Source organism: Streptomyces sp. NPDC005576, from assembly GCF_042871745.1.
GTDB lineage: Bacteria > Actinomycetota > Actinomycetes > Streptomycetales > Streptomycetaceae > Streptomyces.
The window spans coordinates 180,419-196,578 of the sequence record NZ_JBIAJC010000013.1 but is presented as its reverse complement, the minus strand read 5'-3'; the positions used below and the strand labels follow the sequence as shown (position 1 = coordinate 196,578).

General features: G+C 68.4%; 14 protein-coding genes and 1 pseudogene. 12 read left to right on the top strand and 3 right to left on the bottom strand.

The features are described 5' to 3' along the window. Positions 1-4: 4 nt before the first annotated feature. The gene (locus ACFYPN_RS24010; protein WP_358757615.1) at positions 5-778 is read left to right on the top strand and encodes a CbtA family protein; all 774 of its coding nucleotides are present in this window, start codon (positions 5-7) and stop codon (positions 776-778) included. A 78-nt stretch (positions 779-856) separates the two neighbouring features. On the opposite strand, the gene ACFYPN_RS24005 is transcribed toward ACFYPN_RS24010, so the two are convergent. Beyond that, positions 857-1,204 (bottom strand): tetratricopeptide repeat protein, encoded by a 348-nt coding sequence (locus ACFYPN_RS24005; RefSeq protein WP_358757613.1) that lies wholly within the window; start codon positions 1,202-1,204, stop codon positions 857-859. Between the two features lie 158 nt (positions 1,205-1,362). On the opposite strand from ACFYPN_RS24005, the gene ACFYPN_RS24000 reads away from it, so the two are divergent. The 10 genes and pseudogenes from ACFYPN_RS24000 to mmsB all read left to right on the top strand — a co-directional run bounded on the left by ACFYPN_RS24000 (position 1,363) and on the right by mmsB (position 13,143). Continuing rightward, a complete protein-coding gene (locus ACFYPN_RS24000) occupies positions 1,363-2,328 on the top strand; it encodes a pirin family protein (protein ID WP_358757611.1) in 966 nt (321 codons plus the stop codon). 131 nt (positions 2,329-2,459) lie between these two features. Further along, positions 2,460-2,930: pseudogene (locus ACFYPN_RS23995) on the top strand (hypothetical protein); the annotation flags it as partial. Between the two features lie 115 nt (positions 2,931-3,045). Then, the gene (locus ACFYPN_RS23990) at positions 3,046-3,216 is read left to right on the top strand and encodes a hypothetical protein (RefSeq protein WP_358757609.1); all 171 of its coding nucleotides are present in this window, start codon (positions 3,046-3,048) and stop codon (positions 3,214-3,216) included. A gap of 443 nt (positions 3,217-3,659) precedes the next feature. Next, a complete protein-coding gene (locus tag ACFYPN_RS23985) occupies positions 3,660-5,405 on the top strand; it encodes a ricin-type beta-trefoil lectin domain protein (protein WP_358757607.1) in 1,746 nt (581 codons plus the stop codon). 596 nt (positions 5,406-6,001) lie between these two features. Next, on the top strand, positions 6,002-6,775 hold the full coding sequence (locus tag ACFYPN_RS23980) for a hypothetical protein (RefSeq protein WP_358757606.1): 774 nt from the start codon (positions 6,002-6,004) through the stop codon (positions 6,773-6,775). 156 nt (positions 6,776-6,931) lie between these two features. Continuing rightward, positions 6,932-7,939, top strand: coding sequence for a phosphotransferase (locus tag ACFYPN_RS23975; protein ID WP_358757604.1), 1,008 nt, complete (start codon positions 6,932-6,934; stop codon positions 7,937-7,939). A gap of 109 nt (positions 7,940-8,048) precedes the next feature. Beyond that, positions 8,049-8,423 carry a VOC family protein gene (locus tag ACFYPN_RS23970; RefSeq protein WP_358757602.1) on the top strand — a complete coding sequence of 125 codons (375 nt, stop codon included), beginning with the start codon at positions 8,049-8,051 and terminating at the stop codon, positions 8,421-8,423. Positions 8,424-9,158: 735 nt separating this feature from the next. Further along, positions 9,159-10,268: a multiple monosaccharide ABC transporter substrate-binding protein gene (chvE, locus tag ACFYPN_RS23965; RefSeq protein WP_358757600.1), complete on the top strand. Its 1,110-nt coding sequence runs from the start codon at positions 9,159-9,161 to the stop codon at positions 10,266-10,268. A 68-nt stretch (positions 10,269-10,336) separates the two neighbouring features. Then, positions 10,337-11,908 (top strand): multiple monosaccharide ABC transporter ATP-binding protein, encoded by a 1,572-nt coding sequence (mmsA, locus tag ACFYPN_RS23960; RefSeq protein ID WP_358757642.1) that lies wholly within the window; start codon positions 10,337-10,339, stop codon positions 11,906-11,908. After that, positions 11,905-13,143 carry a multiple monosaccharide ABC transporter permease gene (gene mmsB, locus ACFYPN_RS23955; protein WP_358757598.1) on the top strand — a complete coding sequence of 413 codons (1,239 nt, stop codon included), beginning with the start codon at positions 11,905-11,907 and terminating at the stop codon, positions 13,141-13,143. The genes mmsA and mmsB overlap by 4 nt, the downstream gene beginning before the upstream one ends. 178 nt (positions 13,144-13,321) lie before the next feature. Here the strand turns inward: mmsB and ACFYPN_RS23950 are convergent, their stop codons facing one another. Together ACFYPN_RS23950 and ACFYPN_RS23945 are read right to left on the bottom strand one after the other, a co-directional pair. After that, the gene (locus ACFYPN_RS23950; RefSeq protein ID WP_358757596.1) at positions 13,322-14,404 is read right to left on the bottom strand and encodes a response regulator; all 1,083 of its coding nucleotides are present in this window, start codon (positions 14,402-14,404) and stop codon (positions 13,322-13,324) included. Further along, complete coding sequence (locus tag ACFYPN_RS23945) at positions 14,397-14,618, bottom strand: hypothetical protein (RefSeq protein WP_358757594.1); 222 nt, start codon at positions 14,616-14,618, stop codon at positions 14,397-14,399. Before ACFYPN_RS23945 ends, ACFYPN_RS23950 begins: the two co-directional genes overlap by 8 nt. A 320-nt stretch (positions 14,619-14,938) precedes the next feature. On the opposite strand from ACFYPN_RS23945, the gene ACFYPN_RS23940 reads away from it, so the two are divergent. Then, complete coding sequence (locus tag ACFYPN_RS23940) at positions 14,939-16,153, top strand: MFS transporter (protein WP_358757592.1); 1,215 nt, start codon at positions 14,939-14,941, stop codon at positions 16,151-16,153. The last annotated feature ends 7 nt before the right edge of the window (positions 16,154-16,160 follow it).

Here is a 16,160-nt window from a genome sequence, read left to right as displayed (position 1 = left end):
TCTCATGAACTCCATATCAGTCCGGGCGCTCCTGGTCCGCGGCATGCTCGCGGGCCTTCTCGCGGGCGTCGCGGCGCTCCTCGTCGCCTACTTCCTCGGTGAGTCCCGGGTGGACGCTTCCATCGCCCTGGAAGAGGCCCACAGTCACGACCATCACGGAGGCGAGGAGCTGGTCGGCCGGACGATGCAGGCCACCGGCGGCCTCGCCACCGGCGTCCTCGTCTTCGGTGTCGCCGTCGGCGGCATCGCGGCCCTCGTCTTCTGCTACGCCCTCGGCCGCATCGGGAGTTTCGGCGCCCGGGCCACCGCGGCCCTGGTGGCGGGGGCGGCGCTGCTGACCGTGTACCTCGTACCGTTCCTGAAGTACCCGGCCAACCCGCCGGCCGTCGGTGACCCGGACACCATCGGTCAGCGCACGGGGCTCTTCTTCCTCATGGTGGCGCTCAGCGTGCTGCTCGCCGTCGCCGCCGTCATCGGCGGGAGGAGGCTGGCCCCGCGCCTCGGCAACTGGAACGCGACCATCGCCGCGTCCGCGGGGTACGTCCTGCTGATCGGACTCGCATACGTGTTCCTGCCGTCGTACGACGAGGTGGGCGCGGACTTCCCGGCGACCCTGCTCTGGGAATTCCGGCTCTCCACCCTCGCGGTCCAGGCAACCCTCTGGGTGAGCTATGGGCTGATCTTCGGCGCCCTCACCGAGCGCCTGCTGTTTCCCTCGCGGGGACGGGGGGCGGAGTCCCACGAGGGCGCTCCCCATCCCGCCGGGGCGGTGAGCTGACCCACTCGCGCGTGTGCGGCCGGAGACTTCTCTCCGGCCGCACACGTCACCGGCGTTTGGGCACCGGTCCGGGGGGCCTCAGTCGGTGGGGAAGTCGCCGTTGAGAGCGGCGGCCATCCGCAGGTGCGGCCCGGCCTCCTCCCGCCGGCCCTGACGCTCCAGGGTGCGCCCGAGCAGCAGCCGCGCGTAGTCCTCGACCGGGTCGCGCTCCAGGACGATCCGCAGCTCCGCCTCCGCCTTGCCGAGCCGCGCCGAGTGGTAGTAGGCGCGGGCGAGCAGCAGACGCGGGGCGACCTGCTCGGGAACCTCGTCCACGAGCCCGCGGAGAATGCGCGCCGCGGTCAGATACTCCTTCGTGTCGAAGAACATTTGCGCACGGTTCCACCGGTCGGCGGCCGTGCCGAACTCGTAGTAGCTCTCGTCCATGGGTTCCTCCTCTGCCGCCGGCGGGGCGGCCGTTCAAGGCCTCCCGTCCGTGTGCTCGCGACAACACCACCCGATGGTTGAAAATTCCACCAAATTGGCGAAGTGGCGGTCGTGCCTGTGCGCCTCCCGCGCAGCCGACGCGCAATAGGTTGACCACCATGAGCAACCTCGATCGCCGGGCCACGCTGTCCATCTGCGGAGGACGGGGCTTCGTCGTGGCCGAACCGGTGCGTGAACTCCTCACTCCGCGCCACGTACGCCTGGGCGAGTCCACCGAAGTCCGCAGGTTGCTGCCCAACCTCGGGCGCCGCATGATCGGCGCCTGGGCCTTCGTCGACCACTACGGCCCCGACGACATCGCGGACGAACCCGGCATGCAGGTGCCGCCCCACCCGCACATGGGGCTGCAGACCGTGAGCTGGCTGCACGAGGGCGAGGTCCTGCACCGCGACAGCCTGGGAAGCCTCACGACCGTACGGCCGAGGGAACTCGCCCTGATGACGTCGGGCCGTGCCATCAGCCACTCGGAGGAGAGCCCGAAGAGTCACGCCCGGCTTCTGCACGGTGCCCAGCTCTGGGTGGCCCTGCCGGAGGCCCACCGCAACGTCGAGCCCCACTTCCAGCACCACGCGGACCTTCCCTCGGTGACGGCTCCGGGGCTCACCGCCACGGTGATTCTCGGAGGGCTCGACGGAGCGACCTCGCCCGGCACCGCGTACACCCCGATCGTCGGCGCGGACCTCGCCCTCGCCGCCGGCGCCGAAACCCGCCTGCCGCTCGACCCGGACTTCGAGTACGCGGTCCTGTCGATGTCGGGCCAGGCCCACGTCGACGGGGTGCCCGTACTCCCCGGCTCCATGCTCTATCTCGGCTGCGGCCGCGCAGACCTGCCCCTGCGCGCGGATTCCGACGCCGGACTCATGCTCCTCGGCGGCGAGCCGTTCGCCGAGGAAATCGTCATGTGGTGGAACTTCGTCGGCCGATCCGGTGACGAGATCGTACAGGCGCGAAACGACTGGGAGAAGGGTTCGCGGTTCGGCGAGGTGCACGGTTACGACGGTGGCCGCCTGCCCGCCCCGGAAGTGCCCACCACTCCGCTGAAACCGCGCGGGCGAGTGCGCTGACCTGGGGAAACCATGGCCGGGCTGGTGGTGCTCCCACTGGCGACCGCCATGCTGAGGCCCTCGACCCGCACCTTGTCCTGTGCTCGTGCTCAGGGGCCCGCTGGGATCGAGAGGGGGCGTGTCGAATCTCGTTCCACCCCGCAGGATTCGACTGGTGGGAGGCATACGGTCTGCTGGCCGTCCGCTACCACCAGGGTATGGGCGGCACCCGCCCTTACGGCTACTGGGTGTGGGCGAACCTCGCGTGTGCCGTACTCATCACCGGCCTGGCGACGGCCGCGGCCTGCGACGGGTCGGCACAGCACTCGTCAAGCTGCCGGGCGACTCCGCCACCCGCCCGGACGGCCCGCGCAACCCGACTTCGGCAACCGGCCGCCTCGCTCTCCTGACGGCTGCCGCCGTCATGGCCCTGCTGCAGCCGACCTGTCCGGGAAGAGCAAGGCGGAGACGGAGCGCATCTGGCTTCCCTTCGCCATGTGGCTGCTCCGGCCTGCGCTTTCCTCACCGGCCCCTGCGCCTTCCTCACCCGCCCCAGCGCTGGGCTCACCGCGCAAGCAGCGCTCGCCCTGCTTCTGAACCACCTGCTGATGACCGGCTGGTGATCCCCGCGCCCGGTGACGTCGGCAGCGATGTCGATAACCCGGCTTGCCGCGTCTGTTCGGTGGCGCTCACGACCGGAATCGGTCCCGTGAGCAGCCTACTGAGGTTGAATTCGTGGTGTCGTCAAGCAGATCCGATGGTCAGGCCGGTCTCGGCGAAGCAGTGGCCCGGGACGTGACCGAGGCGATGCCGGTGGAGCACGACACTCGCAACTGCCGGACCCTGGCCGAGGCACTCGGACGGTCCGGCCCCCACCGGCTGCAGTACTTCCTGTCCCACGGCCGTTGACTACGGCACTGCCCGCGACCGGATCGCCGCCTGGACAGCTGGTGAACTCGCCGACGACCAAGCGGTGCTGGTGGTGGACGATCGGCGACGAGAGGTCCTCGACCGACTGTGGCGGGGCAGCCAGGCAGTACTCCGGAGCCCTGGGGCGTGGTCGGCCTGTGCCAGGCCGCCACCTCACCTGCACCCCGCGACGCGGCCACGTCCTGCATGGGTCCGTACGGCACCGCCCCCACCCATACCGGCCGCCCAACCCCACCACCACTGAAACAACATCACCACCACCGCGCCCACCTGACCAGCAACGACGACCCGCCCCTGGAACTGATTGAATTTGTGCGATCAAGTCCACTCGGTTTGATGTATTGACACCAGATCAAACAACAGGGCTCAATACGAAACAGTCTGACACTCCTGACGCGAAGTAAATCGACTCAAGGAGAGACATGTTCAAGCGCACGCTCGTCGCGACGGTTGCCCTGGCGTCCTCGCTGTTCTTATCCACCCTGACGGGCTCGACGCCCGCGCAAGCCCAGGACAACGGTGCGTCGCGGACGCCGCCGATGGGGTGGAGCAGCTGGAGCTTCGTCAGAAACAACCCGACCGAGGCCAAGATCAAGGCCCAGGCGCAGGCAATGCGCGACTCGGGCCTGATGTCTGCCGGTTACCAGTACATCAACCTGGACGACTACTACATCAAGAACCCCGGCACCACCGTCGATCAGTACGGTCGCTGGGTCGTCGACACCGCCAAATTCCCGAACGGTATGAAGAACCTGGGCGACTTCATCCACGGCCTGGGTGAGAAGTTCGGCATGTACGTGACGCCGGGCATCTCGAAGGCTGCGTACGACCAGAACACTCCGATCGAAGGGACGCCGTACCACGCACGGGACATCGTCTCGAGCACCTCGACCTTCGAGTCGAACTACGGCGGGTTCGGCGATGTCATGTACTTCATCGACTACAGCAAGAACCCCACCGCGGCACAGGCGTTCGTGAACTCGTGGGCGAACCTGTTCGCCTCCTACGGGGTCGACTACATCAAGATCGACGGTGTGCACACCAGCGACCAGGACGACGTCATCGCCTGGTCGAAGGCGCTGAACCAGACCGGCCGCACCATCCACCTCGGCCTGTCGAACACCCTGGACATCAACAACATCAAGACCTGGCAGCAGTATTCCAACAGCTGGCGGACGGGAGGTGACATCGAGTGCTACTGCTCGACCCTCACCACCTGGAGCAATGTCGGGCCGCGTTGGGCGAGCCTGGCCCAATGGGGGCAGTACGCCGGTCCGGGTGGCTGGAACGACCCGGACTCGATCGAGGTCGGCAACGGTGACCACAATGGTCTGACCGTGCATGAACGGCAGAGCGTGATCACTCTGTGGGCGATCACAAGGTCGGTGATGATGCTGGGGAGCGACCTGACCAACCTGGACGCCGGTGACCTCAACATGCTGAAGAACACGGAGGTGACCAACGTCAACCAGACCGACTCCGTGGTGGCCGGCCAGATCTCGAACAACAATGATCTGCAGGTGTGGGCCACGAAGCAGAAGAACCCGGACGGCAGCTATACGGTAGCGCTGTTCAACCGTTCCGACCGGGCCGGCAACGAGACGGTCACGGCCAACTTCTCCGACCTCGGGTTCAGCGGCACCGCCACGGTGCGCAATCTTTGGGGCAAGTCGAACGAAACTCTCACCAACTCCGTCAGCCGGAGTCTGGCCCCCCACGAATCCGCATTGTTCAAAGTCACCCCGTCCGGCTCCTCGACTCCAGTCGGCGGCAACCTGACCAGTAGCCTCTCCGGCCGCTGCGCCGACGATCCGAACAGCACCCTGGTGAACGGCACTCAGCTGGACGTGTGGGACTGCAACGCCGGCGCCAACCAGAAGATCACCTACAGCTCTTCAGCCAAAACGCTGAAGGTGCTGGGCAAGTGCTTCGACGCCCATGGCGGCGCTGCCACCGCCGGTACGCACGTGGAGATCTACGACTGCAACGGCGGCGCCAACCAGCAGTGGAACGTCAACTCCAACGGCACCATCACCGGCGTTCAGTCCGGGCTCTGCCTTGACGTCACCGGGGCCGCCAACCCCAATGGTGCGGGCCTGGAGTTGTGGAACTGCACCGGAGGCGCCAACCAGAAATGGACCCTCGGGTCCGGCGTCAAGGTGGACTGACGAACCGAGCCGTGACCATTGTTTCTGATGGAACGGGCTGTTCGCACGGACCCACTTCCGGTCCGTGCGGACCCTCCACCCCCGCAGCCTCGCCATATTTACGCCGCAGGCTGTCAGCCACAGCGGTTAGTTGGTGATGGGTGGGTCGTCGTTGCTGGTCACGTGGGCGCTGCGGCATCGATGTTGTTCCAGTGGTGGTGGGCCTGGTGCCGGTTGGGGCGGTGCCAGGTGGGCCAGGGCAGGACGTGGTCGCGGGGCGGGGCAGGGCGGTGATCCGGAGGAACCACAGGACCTCGCGGACGCTGGGGGTCGACCTGCCCGAGGCCCAGGGTGCTGTCGGGCGCGACCGGGCCCAGTGCTTCCCCGTTCCCTCCCGGACACTCCCCAGGGTGTCCCACGCCGACACCCGGAGCCCGACCGCCCGGTGCGAACACCCCGTACGCCAGGCGTGCCTGCCTCCCACCGGGCCGCGGCGGCCCGGGGGAGCGCTCGCGATCGTCCCCAAGAGGTGCCTGCGCGGCCGCTTCCTGTCTTGAGCGGGCGGTTGTGGGCGAACCCGGGTCTGCGGTCACCGGCGGATGGGATCATCCGAAGCCATGAGCCGAGAAGACAGCGACGAGGCGTACGTACTCGACATGTGTGACGAGATCCTCGGGGAAGCCGGCCGGCGCGGGCATCGGTTCGATTGGCTGCTGGGAGATCCAGGGGCCACCGGACGACAGGTGAAGCTACCGGTCGATTCGTACTGGCACGGCCACCGACTGGTGGTCGAGTACCGCGAACTGCAGCACGACCAGCCGGTGCCGATCTTCGACAAGCCGGAGAGGCTGACCATCAGCGGCGTGCACCGCGGCGAACAGCGCGCGCTGTACGACGCCCGCAGGGACACCGGGATTCCGGCCCACGGTCTGCGGCTCGTGGTGATCCGTCCGGCTGATCTCGATGCCGACGGCAGGGGCCGGCTGCGCCGCACCCGGCTTTCCGATCTGGAGACAGTACGGACGCTCCTGATGCGGACCAGTGACGAAGACCGTGTGACCGACGCCTTCAGGTGCTGGCTGATCGCCGAGGGCTGGACCCCCGTCACCCCCACTGACGAATGGACCGACATCGAAGCCCTGCGCGGTGACGAGCGCCTTGTCGGGGAGGCCAAGGGGCGCACCAAGGAGAAGGGCACGGACGTCGACATCGCCTACGGGCAACTCCTGCGCCGGATGACGCACGAATCCCCGGCCACGCGCTACGCCCTGATCGTGCCTACCTCGTCCGTCAAGGCCGCCGAGCGGGTCCCGGCCGCCGTGCGCCGATCGCTCAGGATCGACCTGTACGAGGTGGCGGACGACAACAGCGTGATCCGCCGACCCTCATGACGTACGGACTCCCGGAACCGCTACGGCGGCAGGGAGCAGTCGCCGTCCCATAGGCATGCGGAGGACCGCGACGGCCGTGTTCCGGGACCGGTGGCGGGTGATCCGGTCGCGGAAAACGGATGGTGCCGGCGGCGGGCGCGGTGGTGGGATGGGGCGATGCGGCGTGACGAATCGGTGGCGGTGGACCGGGGGCAGTACCAGGACGCGGTGACGCCCTGGGCGACCGATGCGTGGCGGGATGCCGCCCTCGCGTGGGCGGAGCGGGAGTTGGCGGCCCACGGGCTGCGCGAAGTGGGTCGGCGGACGGTGCGGCTGCGACCGTGGTCCGTTGCGGTGCGGATGCCCGTCGAGGAACTGGGCGCCGTGTGGTTCAAAGCCGGCCCGCCCGAGGGTGCCTTCGAGGCGGCTCTGACCGACGCCCTGGCGCACTGGGTCCCGGGCCACGTGCTGAAGCCGATCGCCGTCGACGCCGAGCGGGGGTGGTCGCTGACGCCTGACGGAGGCCGGCTCTTCCGGGACGCCCTGGACCGCGGTGGTGCGGGCCTGCCCGACTGGGAGAACATGCTGCGCCGGTTCGCCGAAGTGCAGCGGGAGCTGACGCCGTTCACGGAGAGGATGGAAGCCCTCGGTGTCCCGAACCGGCGGGTGGCCGCCCTGCCGGAGATCTTCGACAGGATGGTTGAGGAGAACCCGGCTCTGGGGCAGGCCGACCGCAGGGCATTGCTGGCACTCCGCCCCCGCCTTGCGGACTGGTGCACCGAACTCACGGCCATCGGTGTCCTCGACTCCCTCGACCACTCCGACCTGCACGACGGTCAGGTGTTCGCCCCTGAGCCGGGCCGTTTCGCCTTCTTCGACTGGGGCGACGCGGCGGTCTCCCACCCCTTCTGCAGCCTCCTGATCTCCGCCCGGACGGCCCGTGAACGTTACGGGCCCGAGGCGCTGCCCCGCCTGCGTGACGCCTACCTGGAGCCGTGGACGGGAACGGGTCCCGCGGCTGCTGAACTGCGACGTGCCGTCACTCTGGCGTGGCGGCTCGGAGCGATCGGCCGGGCCCGCTCCTGGGGCCGCCTCTTCGCCGGAACGTCCGGCGGTGCGAGTGGCCTCGGCGAGACGGAGAGTGCCCGCTGGCTGCGGGAACTCCTCACCGAGCCGCCTCTCTGAGGGAGGGGCGGTATCACGGCGCTCCGGACGGCGCCACCGCCCCGTAGTCACTACGGGCTACCGTCGGGCCGCTGATGCATACGGGTGCGTATCGGGGAAGGCGAAGGGCATGACGACATTGCTCGGCGCATGTGTTCTCGGTACTCCGGACCCGCCCGCCCTGGCCGACTTCTACCGGGCTCTCCTGGGCTGGGAGGAAGTCGAGCGGGAGGCGGAGTGGGTCCGGCTGCGTGCAGTCGGACAGGAGCGCCCCAGTCTCAGCTTCCAACTGGAGGCCGGTCACGCCGTCCCCGTATGGCCCCCACGGCCCGGCACCCAGCAGATGCAGGCACACCTGGACGTGCAGGTCGACGACTTGGAGGCGGAGACCGCGCGCGCCTGCGCACTGGGCGCGACGCTGGAGGAGCACCAGCCCCAAAAGGACGTGCGGGTTCTCCGCGACCCTCACGGGCACGTGTTCTGCCTTTTCCTCCCGGGCGCGTGACCGGCGCCGCGTCAGGGATTCCCGGCCCAATGCACGCATGGGGGCGGTGCATGTCCGCCGGGATCGACGCATCCGCCGCATACCCGTGGCGCAGCGGTAGTTGAGGTAGCTGGAGCGCCAACACGGCCCTCCTGGGCGGAGGTTGGCATGCTGCGCGGGTCGACGTCGGCCGAGGCGGGTCCGTCGGCTCGGCTGCCGGTTGGTCACGGCGGGGCCCGCGCATTACCCCTTGGGCCCGTTCGGGGGGTGGATCGGCTCACGTGTTGTCGACACGCACACGCCGAAGTCGCATGTGTGCCAGGTTCGTTCGACAGCCAGGGCCGCGCTCTTCGACGGTCGACCGCCTGGCGGGTGCTCGGTAGGTGCTCGCCCGGCGTTCCGAAGGCCGTCGAGGAGACCCGTTTGCCCTCCGCCCGCCGACGCGCCGGCGCCGGGGGAACGCCGGTGGTGGCGGGCGGGGGTGGCCGGCGGCGAGTGGCTGACGATGCACGCTTTCTGGGGGATGCGCCACGTTTGCCGCCCATCTTCCTGCTTACGGCTGGGTATCGACACGAGAAAAACCTCAACGCCTCTTGTACGACCCCGTTGTGAGCGCTAACAATCGAGCTCTGCCGAGACTGCTGAGCCTCGGCCGCCAAGCCGGGACGACGCTGTCCAGCGGCGCGAGCATGCTTGCTGCCGCCGAGGTCGTTCCGGACAGAGCCGCCTCGACGACAGGATTACCAGGTAACGCTCATGACGAAACTCCGATCCGCATACGCTCTTCTGGCCGTGACCACCGGTTGTGCCCTGCTCCTGACCGCCTGCGGGCAGAACGGCGAGGGGGGAAGCGAGGAGTCGAAGGACAAGAAGGACCTGACCATCGGCATCGCCATGCCCACCAAGTCCTCCGAGAGGTGGATCGCCGACGGCAAGAACATGACGGCGAGCCTGAAGAAGGCCGGTTTCTCCGCGACGCTGCAGTACGGCGAGGACGACCCCGACCAGCAGGTCGCCCAGATCGAGAACATGATCACTCAGGGCGTCGACGCCCTCGTCGTGGCGGCCATCAACGGCGAGGCGCTCTCCAACGTCCTGCAGCAGGCGGCGGACGCCCACATCCCGGTGATCTCCTACGACCGGCTCATCCTGGGCTCCCCGCACGTCGATTACTACGCCTCCTTCGACAACGAGAAGGTCGGCGAGCTCCAGGCCACGTACATCGTCGACAAGTTGGGGCTGGAGGGCGGCGCGAAGAAGGGGCCCTTCAACATCGAGCTGTTCGCCGGGTCCAACGACGACAACAACACCAAGTACTTCTTCAACGGCGCCATGAAGGTACTCAAGCCCTACCTGGACAAGAAGCAACTGGTCGTACGCTCCAAGCAGACCCAGCTCAACCAGGTCACCACGTTGCGCTGGGACGGCGGGACGGCGCAGAAGCGCATGGACGACCTGCTGACCTCGTCCTACTCCACCGGCCGGGTCGACGCCGTGCTCTCCCCCTACGACGGCATCTCCATCGGCATCCTGTCGGCCCTGAAGTCCGACGACTACGGAAGCGCCAAGAAGCCGCTGCCGATCGTCACCGGTCAGGACGCGGAGGTCGCTTCCGTGAAGTCGATCATTGCGGGCCAGCAGACCCAGACCGTCTACAAGGACACCCGGGCCCTCGCCCAGGTCGCCGCGGACATGGTGTCCGCCGTTCTCGACGGCAAGAAGCCCAAGACCAACGACGACACCACCTACGACAACGGCAAGAAGGTGGTTCCGGCCTACCTGCTCGACCCGGTCAGCGTCGACAAGTCGAACTACAAGAAGGTCCTGGTCGACTCGGGCTACATCGACGCCGGGGAGCTTGGGTGACCCCCGCCGCGCCCCGCTCCTCCGCGGCACCCACCCCGGCCACGCCCCCCACCGGCCCCATCCTCGAGATGCGGTCCATCGTCAAGACGTTTCCCGGAGTCAGGGCACTGTCGGAGGTGACCCTCTCCGTGGCGCACGGAGAGGTGCACGCCCTGTGCGGAGAGAACGGTGCCGGCAAGTCGACACTCATGAAGGTCCTGTCCGGCGTCCACCCGCACGGGACCTACGAGGGCGAGATCGTCTTCGACGGCGAGCCGTGCCGGTTCAAGGACATCAGGGCCAGTGAGCGGCGCGGCATCGTCATCATCCACCAGGAACTCGCCCTGGTTCCCTACCTGTCGATCGCCGAGAACATCTTCCTCGGCAACGAGCCGTCCCGGCGGGGAGTCATCGACTGGCGCGAGGCGCTGCGCCGTGCGGCCGAACTGCTCAGGCGGGTCGGGCTCGACGAACATCCCGAGACCCGGGTCGCCGACATCGGCGTCGGCAAGCAGCAATTGGTGGAGATCGCGAAGGCCCTGGCGAAGAACGTCCGGCTGCTGATCCTCGACGAACCGACCGCCGCGCTCAACGACGAGGACAGTACGAAGCTGCTGCGGCTGATGCGGGAACTGAAGGGCCAGGGCATCACCTCGATCATCATCTCGCACAAGCTGAACGAGATCGCCCGGATCGCCGACTCCGTCACCATCCTGCGCGACGGACGCTCCATCGAGACCCTGGACGTCGCGGACCCGGCAACCACCGAGGAACGCATCATCCGCGGCATGGTGGGACGGGACCTCGACAGCCGCTTCCCCGACCGCACACCCTACGAGGGAGCGGCCGACACCGAACCGGCCCTGGAGATCAGGGACTGGACCGTCCGGCATCCCCTCGACCGCAGCCGCAAGGTCGTCGACGGGGTCTCGCTCCACGTCCGCCGCGGGGAGATCGTCGGCATCGCCGGGCTCATGGGTGCGGGCCGGACCGAGCTGGCGATGAACGTCTTCGGCCGCTCCTACGGCCGCTACGAGCAGGGCTCCGTCTTCAGGGACGGCCGCGAGGTACGGACGCGCACGGTTCCCGAGGCCATAGCCAACGGCATCGCGTACGTCACCGAGGACCGCAAGCACTACGGTCTCGACCTCGGGGACTCCGTGAGTCGGAACATCTCCCTCGCCTCCCTGGGTTCCCTCGCCCGGCGCGGCATCGTCGACAGCCACGAGGAACGCAAGGTGGCCGATCGGTACCGGAAAACCATGAACATCAAGGCTCCGAACGTCCTCGAACCGGTCGGCCGGCTCTCCGGCGGCAACCAGCAGAAGGTCGTCCTCAGCAAGTGGATCCTCGCCGGGCCGGACGTCCTGGTCCTCGACGAGCCCACCCGCGGGGTCGACGTCGGAGCGAAGTTCGAGATCTACACCGTGATCGACCGGCTCGCCGCCGAGGGCAAGGCGATCCTCTTCATCTCCTCCGAGCTGCCCGAACTGCTCGGCATGTGCGACCGCATCTACACCATGGCCGCCGGACGACTGACCGGTCAGGTGTCCCGTGAGGACGCCACCCAGGAAGTGCTGATGCGGCACATGACCCGGGACACCACAGCACCACCGGCAGTCACCGCAGGTGCCACCCCCAGCGAAGGACACCAGGCATGAGCACCGACGTCACCACGAACACGACCACGCCGGCGCCGCCGGGCGACAGGTCCGCAGGGGGGCCGGTGGGCCGAGTGCTCCTCGACGGCGTCCGGCGCAACATGCGCCAGTACGGGATGCTCTTCGCGCTCGGCCTGATCGTGCTCCTGTTCGAGATCTGGACGGGAGGTGATCTGCTGCTGCCGCGCAACGTCTCCAACCTGGTGCTGCAGAACAGCTACATCCTCATCCTGGCCATCGGCATGATGATCGTCATCATCGCCGGGCACATCGACCTGTCGGTGGGCTCCCTGATGGCCCTGGTGGGTGGCATCGGAGCAGTGCTCATGGTCGAGCACCACGTTCCCTGGCCCGTCGCGGTGCTGCTCACTCTGCTGCTGGGAGCCGCCGCGGGCGCGCTCCAGGGCTTCTTCATCGCCTATGTCGGCATCCCGTCGTTCATCGTGACCCTCGCGGGCATGCTGCTCTTCCGCGGGCTGACGGAGATCTTCCTCAAGGGGCAGACCCTCGGCCCGTTCCCGGAAGGGCTGCAGAAGGTCGCCAACGGCTTCCTGCCCGAGGTGGGACCGGAGACCAACTACCACAACATCACGCTGCTCCTGGGGATCGGACTCGCCGGGTACGTGGTGTACCAGGAGGTCCGGGACCGCCGACGCCAGCGCGAGTTCACCCTGGAACCGCTCCCCGGTGCTCTGTTCGCGCTGAAGACGGCGGCGCTCGTCGCGGCGATCCTGGTCACGACGATGCTGCTCGCCAGCTACAAGGGCACGCCCGTGGTGCTTCTGATCCTGGCCGTGCTGCTGGTCGGCTTCGGATACGTGATGCGCAACGTCGTGATCGGACGTCATGTGTACGCGATCGGGGGGAATCTGCCCGCCGCGAAGCTCTCCGGGGTCAAGGACAAGAAGGTCACCTTCGCGGTCTTCCTCAACATGGGGATGCTCGCCGCGCTCGCCGGGCTCGTCTTCGCGGCGCGCTTCAACGCGGCCTCTCCGAAGGCCGGTGTGAACTTCGAGCTGGAAGCCATCGCGGCGGCGTTCATCGGCGGGGCGTCGATGAGCGGTGGCGTGGGCACCGTCCTGGGAGCCATCATCGGCGGCCTGGTCCTCGGTGTGCTCAACAACGGTATGAACCTGGTCGGGGTGGGGACCGACTGGCAGCAGGTCATCAAGGGCCTCGTACTGCTGGCGGCCGTCGGCTTCGACGTGTGGAACAAGCGGAGGGCGGGCGCCTGACCCCGCTCGCCATCTGACCGCGCCCGCCGGCCCGTCCGCCGGCGGGCGCGGCGATGCCGCTCCCGGCCACCGACGTGGCCACGGGAGCGGTCTGCGGTCCACGGTGTCGTACCACCGGGACCGGTGCGGTACGGCACGATGTCGGGCGCCGGACCCGGAGAGTCCGGCGCCCGACTCATCAGTTGGGGTGGCTCACCCTTCGTTCGAGGTGGATTTCGGTGAACACGGCGACCTTGGCGCGCAGGGCCCACGGATCGAAGGGCTTACTGATGTAGTCGACCGCTCCGGCCGCGTACCCGCGCGCGGTGTGCTCGGGGTCGACGCCCATCGCGGTGAGGAAGATGATCGGCACGTCCCTGTTCCGAGGCCGGCGCTTGAGGTGGGCGGCGGTCTCGTAGCCGTCCATCTCGGGCATCTGTACGTCCATGATGATGACGGCGAAGTCGTCGTGGTGAAGCAGCGCTTTGAGGGCCTCCCGCCCCGAGGACACCGTGACCAGCTCCTGGTCCAGCGTCTCCAGCACCGCTGTCATGGCCATCAGGTTGTCGGGTTGGTCGTCCACCACCAGCACCTTGGGCAGCGGCTCCGGTTGGGCCTGGACCAGAGCCACCGGGCGCTCGACGGCTTCGAGTTGTCGCTCCAGCAGGTCGCACCGCGCGTCCGCGTCCGCCTGCTGCTCCTGGGCCGCCGCGAGTTGGGTCCGCAGCCGGGCCACCTCCTGCCGCAGGGCGTTCCGTTCCTCCAGCAACTCCGACGCATCGGAGTGGGCGGAAGCCAGTTGCCCGGCGCGTTCGCGCTCGGCAACGAGTGTCGCCTCCATCTGGTTCAGTCGCACCTCCAGGTCCGCGATGCGTGTCGCGCGGTCCAGGAGCGCGTCTCCGAGCACATCGCCGCGGACGCTGGAGCGGCGTGACACCCGGTCCGCGTCGGCCAGCTGCTGCTCGATGATCTGCACAGCGAGCTTGGGGGAGGAACCGGCGTCGACCGCAGATCCGTAGAGGTCGCGTACGAAGTCGATGGTCGCCGCAGTGACGGTGGCGCCGCGGTGCTCCGCGAGGTCCGTGAACAGATCCAGGATCACCGCCCAGGGCGGTAAGCGTGTTCCGTTGAGGTAGCGCGAGAATGTTCCGGGGTCGCGCTGGCGCCTCGCGGCATATCTGCGTACCGAGACCTCCAGCCCTTCGAAGAGCTTTCTCAGGGCCTCGGCGAGTGCCCGGGACTCCTGCGTCAGGTCCTGGCCCAGCGGCCGCAGTTCACCCATGGTCGCGGTCCTCCGTACGAACGTCACCGGATTCGGCGGACGCGATCAGCCGGTCGAAGAACGGGATGGCGAGCCCCGCGACGCCGAGAGCGGCCAGGGCACTCCGCGGAGAGCCTTCCCCCGCCAGCCAGGAAAGCCCTCCTGCCGTCACGCCGCTGAGCACGGCCAGGAGGAAGATCAGTGCCGTTCTGAGCGGCACCAGTGAGCGATTCACGCGAACCTCCATGAGTCTGCCCCGCCCGTGCGGGGCGTCGGTCCCGCTCCGACTCGAGACGGAGCGGGTGACGAACAGAATGAAGTGTCGCCGAACTGTTGCGCTACTTGATCAAGGTGAGGGATGGCGGAAAGAGCTGTTGCGCGGGAGGTTGCTTCCGGAGCAACGGGCGGTTCTTCCAGCTCAGGACGGAAACCCATACCCCTGTTGCCAGTTGGGAGCGTGCAACGTGGGCAGGGAAGCCGGACGGTCCGCCTCGGCGCCCTGCGATCTCGCGAGCTTATGGGGTTTTTCAGGGCAATTCGTCCATCATGAGTTCCATGTCCTTCTCTCACCGGTCGAACCCCCGGCAGCGCCGCACCGCCCCGGACTCGCTCGGCATCTGGCTGGTGGCGGCGGCATTCGCCGTGACGATGATGGGCACGACCCTGCCCACCCCGCTGTACGTCCTGTACCAGCAGGAGTTCGGCTTCTCCACGCTGATGATCACCGTGATCTTCGCGACCTACGCGGTCGGCGTCGTAGTGGCGCTGCTGTGCTGCGGACACGTGTCGGACGAGATCGGACGGCGCCGCACACTCCTGCCGGGGCTGGCCCTCTCCATGGCCAGCTCCGGGATCTTCCTGGCCGCGTCCGAACTCGCGCTGCTGTTCCCGGCCCGTCTGCTGTCCGGGCTCTCCGCCGGTCTCTTCACGGGAACGGCGACCGCGGCCATCGTCGATCTGGCAGGTTCCCGGAGCCCCGAGCGGGCCACACTGGTGGCCACGGTCACCCAGATGGCCGGCCTCGGCAGCGGCCCACTGATCGGAAGCCTGCTGGCGGAGTACGCGCCCGCCCCGCTGCGGCTGCCCTTCGCGCTCGACCTCGGGCTTCTCGTACTCGCGTTCGTGGCCGTATGGGTCATGCCCGAGCCCGTCGCCGCCGCCCCGGGCCGGCCACGCCTGCGACTTGCCCGGCCGCAGATCCCTCACCCCATGCGCGGCGTCTTCCTGCGGTCGTCCCTCGCGGGCTTCGCCGGGTTCGCGGTGCTCGGCCTGTTCACCGCCGTGGTCCCCTCGTTCCTGCGCGAGCTCCTCGACGTACACAGCCTGACCGCCGCCGGACTGGTGATCTGCGCGATCTTCTGCGCCTCGGCGGTCGGACAGGTCGTCCTGGTACCGGTCTTCGGCCCGCACTCCCTCCCCGTGGGGTGCGCCGGCCTCATCCTCGGCATGCTCCTGCTCACCGCGGGCTTCGCCACCGCGTCGTTCGGTCTCCTGCTCGCCGGCGGCCTCGTCGCCGGAGCGGGCCAGGGAACGAGCTTCCGCGCCGGCCTCGCCGACATCAACGCGGCCGCTCCCGCGCAGCGCAGGGGCGATTTGGCATCCGTCTACTTCACCGTGCTCTACGTGGCACTCGCGCTGCCGGTCGTGGGAGTGGGCCTCGCCGCCGACCTGTTCGGGCTGCGCACCGCGGGAATCGCCTTCGGCGTGGTCGTCGCCGCACTCGCGGCCTGGACGCTGTCCGCCGTGGTGCGCAGCGCATCGGACGCGTAGCCGCACG

Coding starts and splice junctions, on each gene's coding strand:
- ACFYPN_RS24010 (WP_358757615.1), top strand. CDS start 5: ATGAACTCCATATCAGTCCGGGCGCTCCTGGTCCGCGGCATGCTCGCG.
- ACFYPN_RS24005 (WP_358757613.1), bottom strand. CDS start 1,204: ATGGACGAGAGCTACTACGAGTTCGGCACGGCCGCCGACCGGTGGAAC.
- ACFYPN_RS24000 (WP_358757611.1), top strand. CDS start 1,363: ATGAGCAACCTCGATCGCCGGGCCACGCTGTCCATCTGCGGAGGACGG.
- ACFYPN_RS23985 (WP_358757607.1), top strand. CDS start 3,660: ATGTTCAAGCGCACGCTCGTCGCGACGGTTGCCCTGGCGTCCTCGCTG.
- ACFYPN_RS23980 (WP_358757606.1), top strand. CDS start 6,002: ATGAGCCGAGAAGACAGCGACGAGGCGTACGTACTCGACATGTGTGAC.
- ACFYPN_RS23975 (WP_358757604.1), top strand. CDS start 6,932: ATGCGGCGTGACGAATCGGTGGCGGTGGACCGGGGGCAGTACCAGGAC.
- ACFYPN_RS23970 (WP_358757602.1), top strand. CDS start 8,049: ATGACGACATTGCTCGGCGCATGTGTTCTCGGTACTCCGGACCCGCCC.
- chvE (WP_358757600.1), top strand. CDS start 9,159: ATGACGAAACTCCGATCCGCATACGCTCTTCTGGCCGTGACCACCGGT.
- mmsA (WP_358757642.1), top strand. CDS start 10,337: ATGCGGTCCATCGTCAAGACGTTTCCCGGAGTCAGGGCACTGTCGGAG.
- mmsB (WP_358757598.1), top strand. CDS start 11,905: ATGAGCACCGACGTCACCACGAACACGACCACGCCGGCGCCGCCGGGC.
- ACFYPN_RS23950 (WP_358757596.1), bottom strand. CDS start 14,404: ATGGGTGAACTGCGGCCGCTGGGCCAGGACCTGACGCAGGAGTCCCGG.
- ACFYPN_RS23940 (WP_358757592.1), top strand. CDS start 14,939: ATGTCCTTCTCTCACCGGTCGAACCCCCGGCAGCGCCGCACCGCCCCG.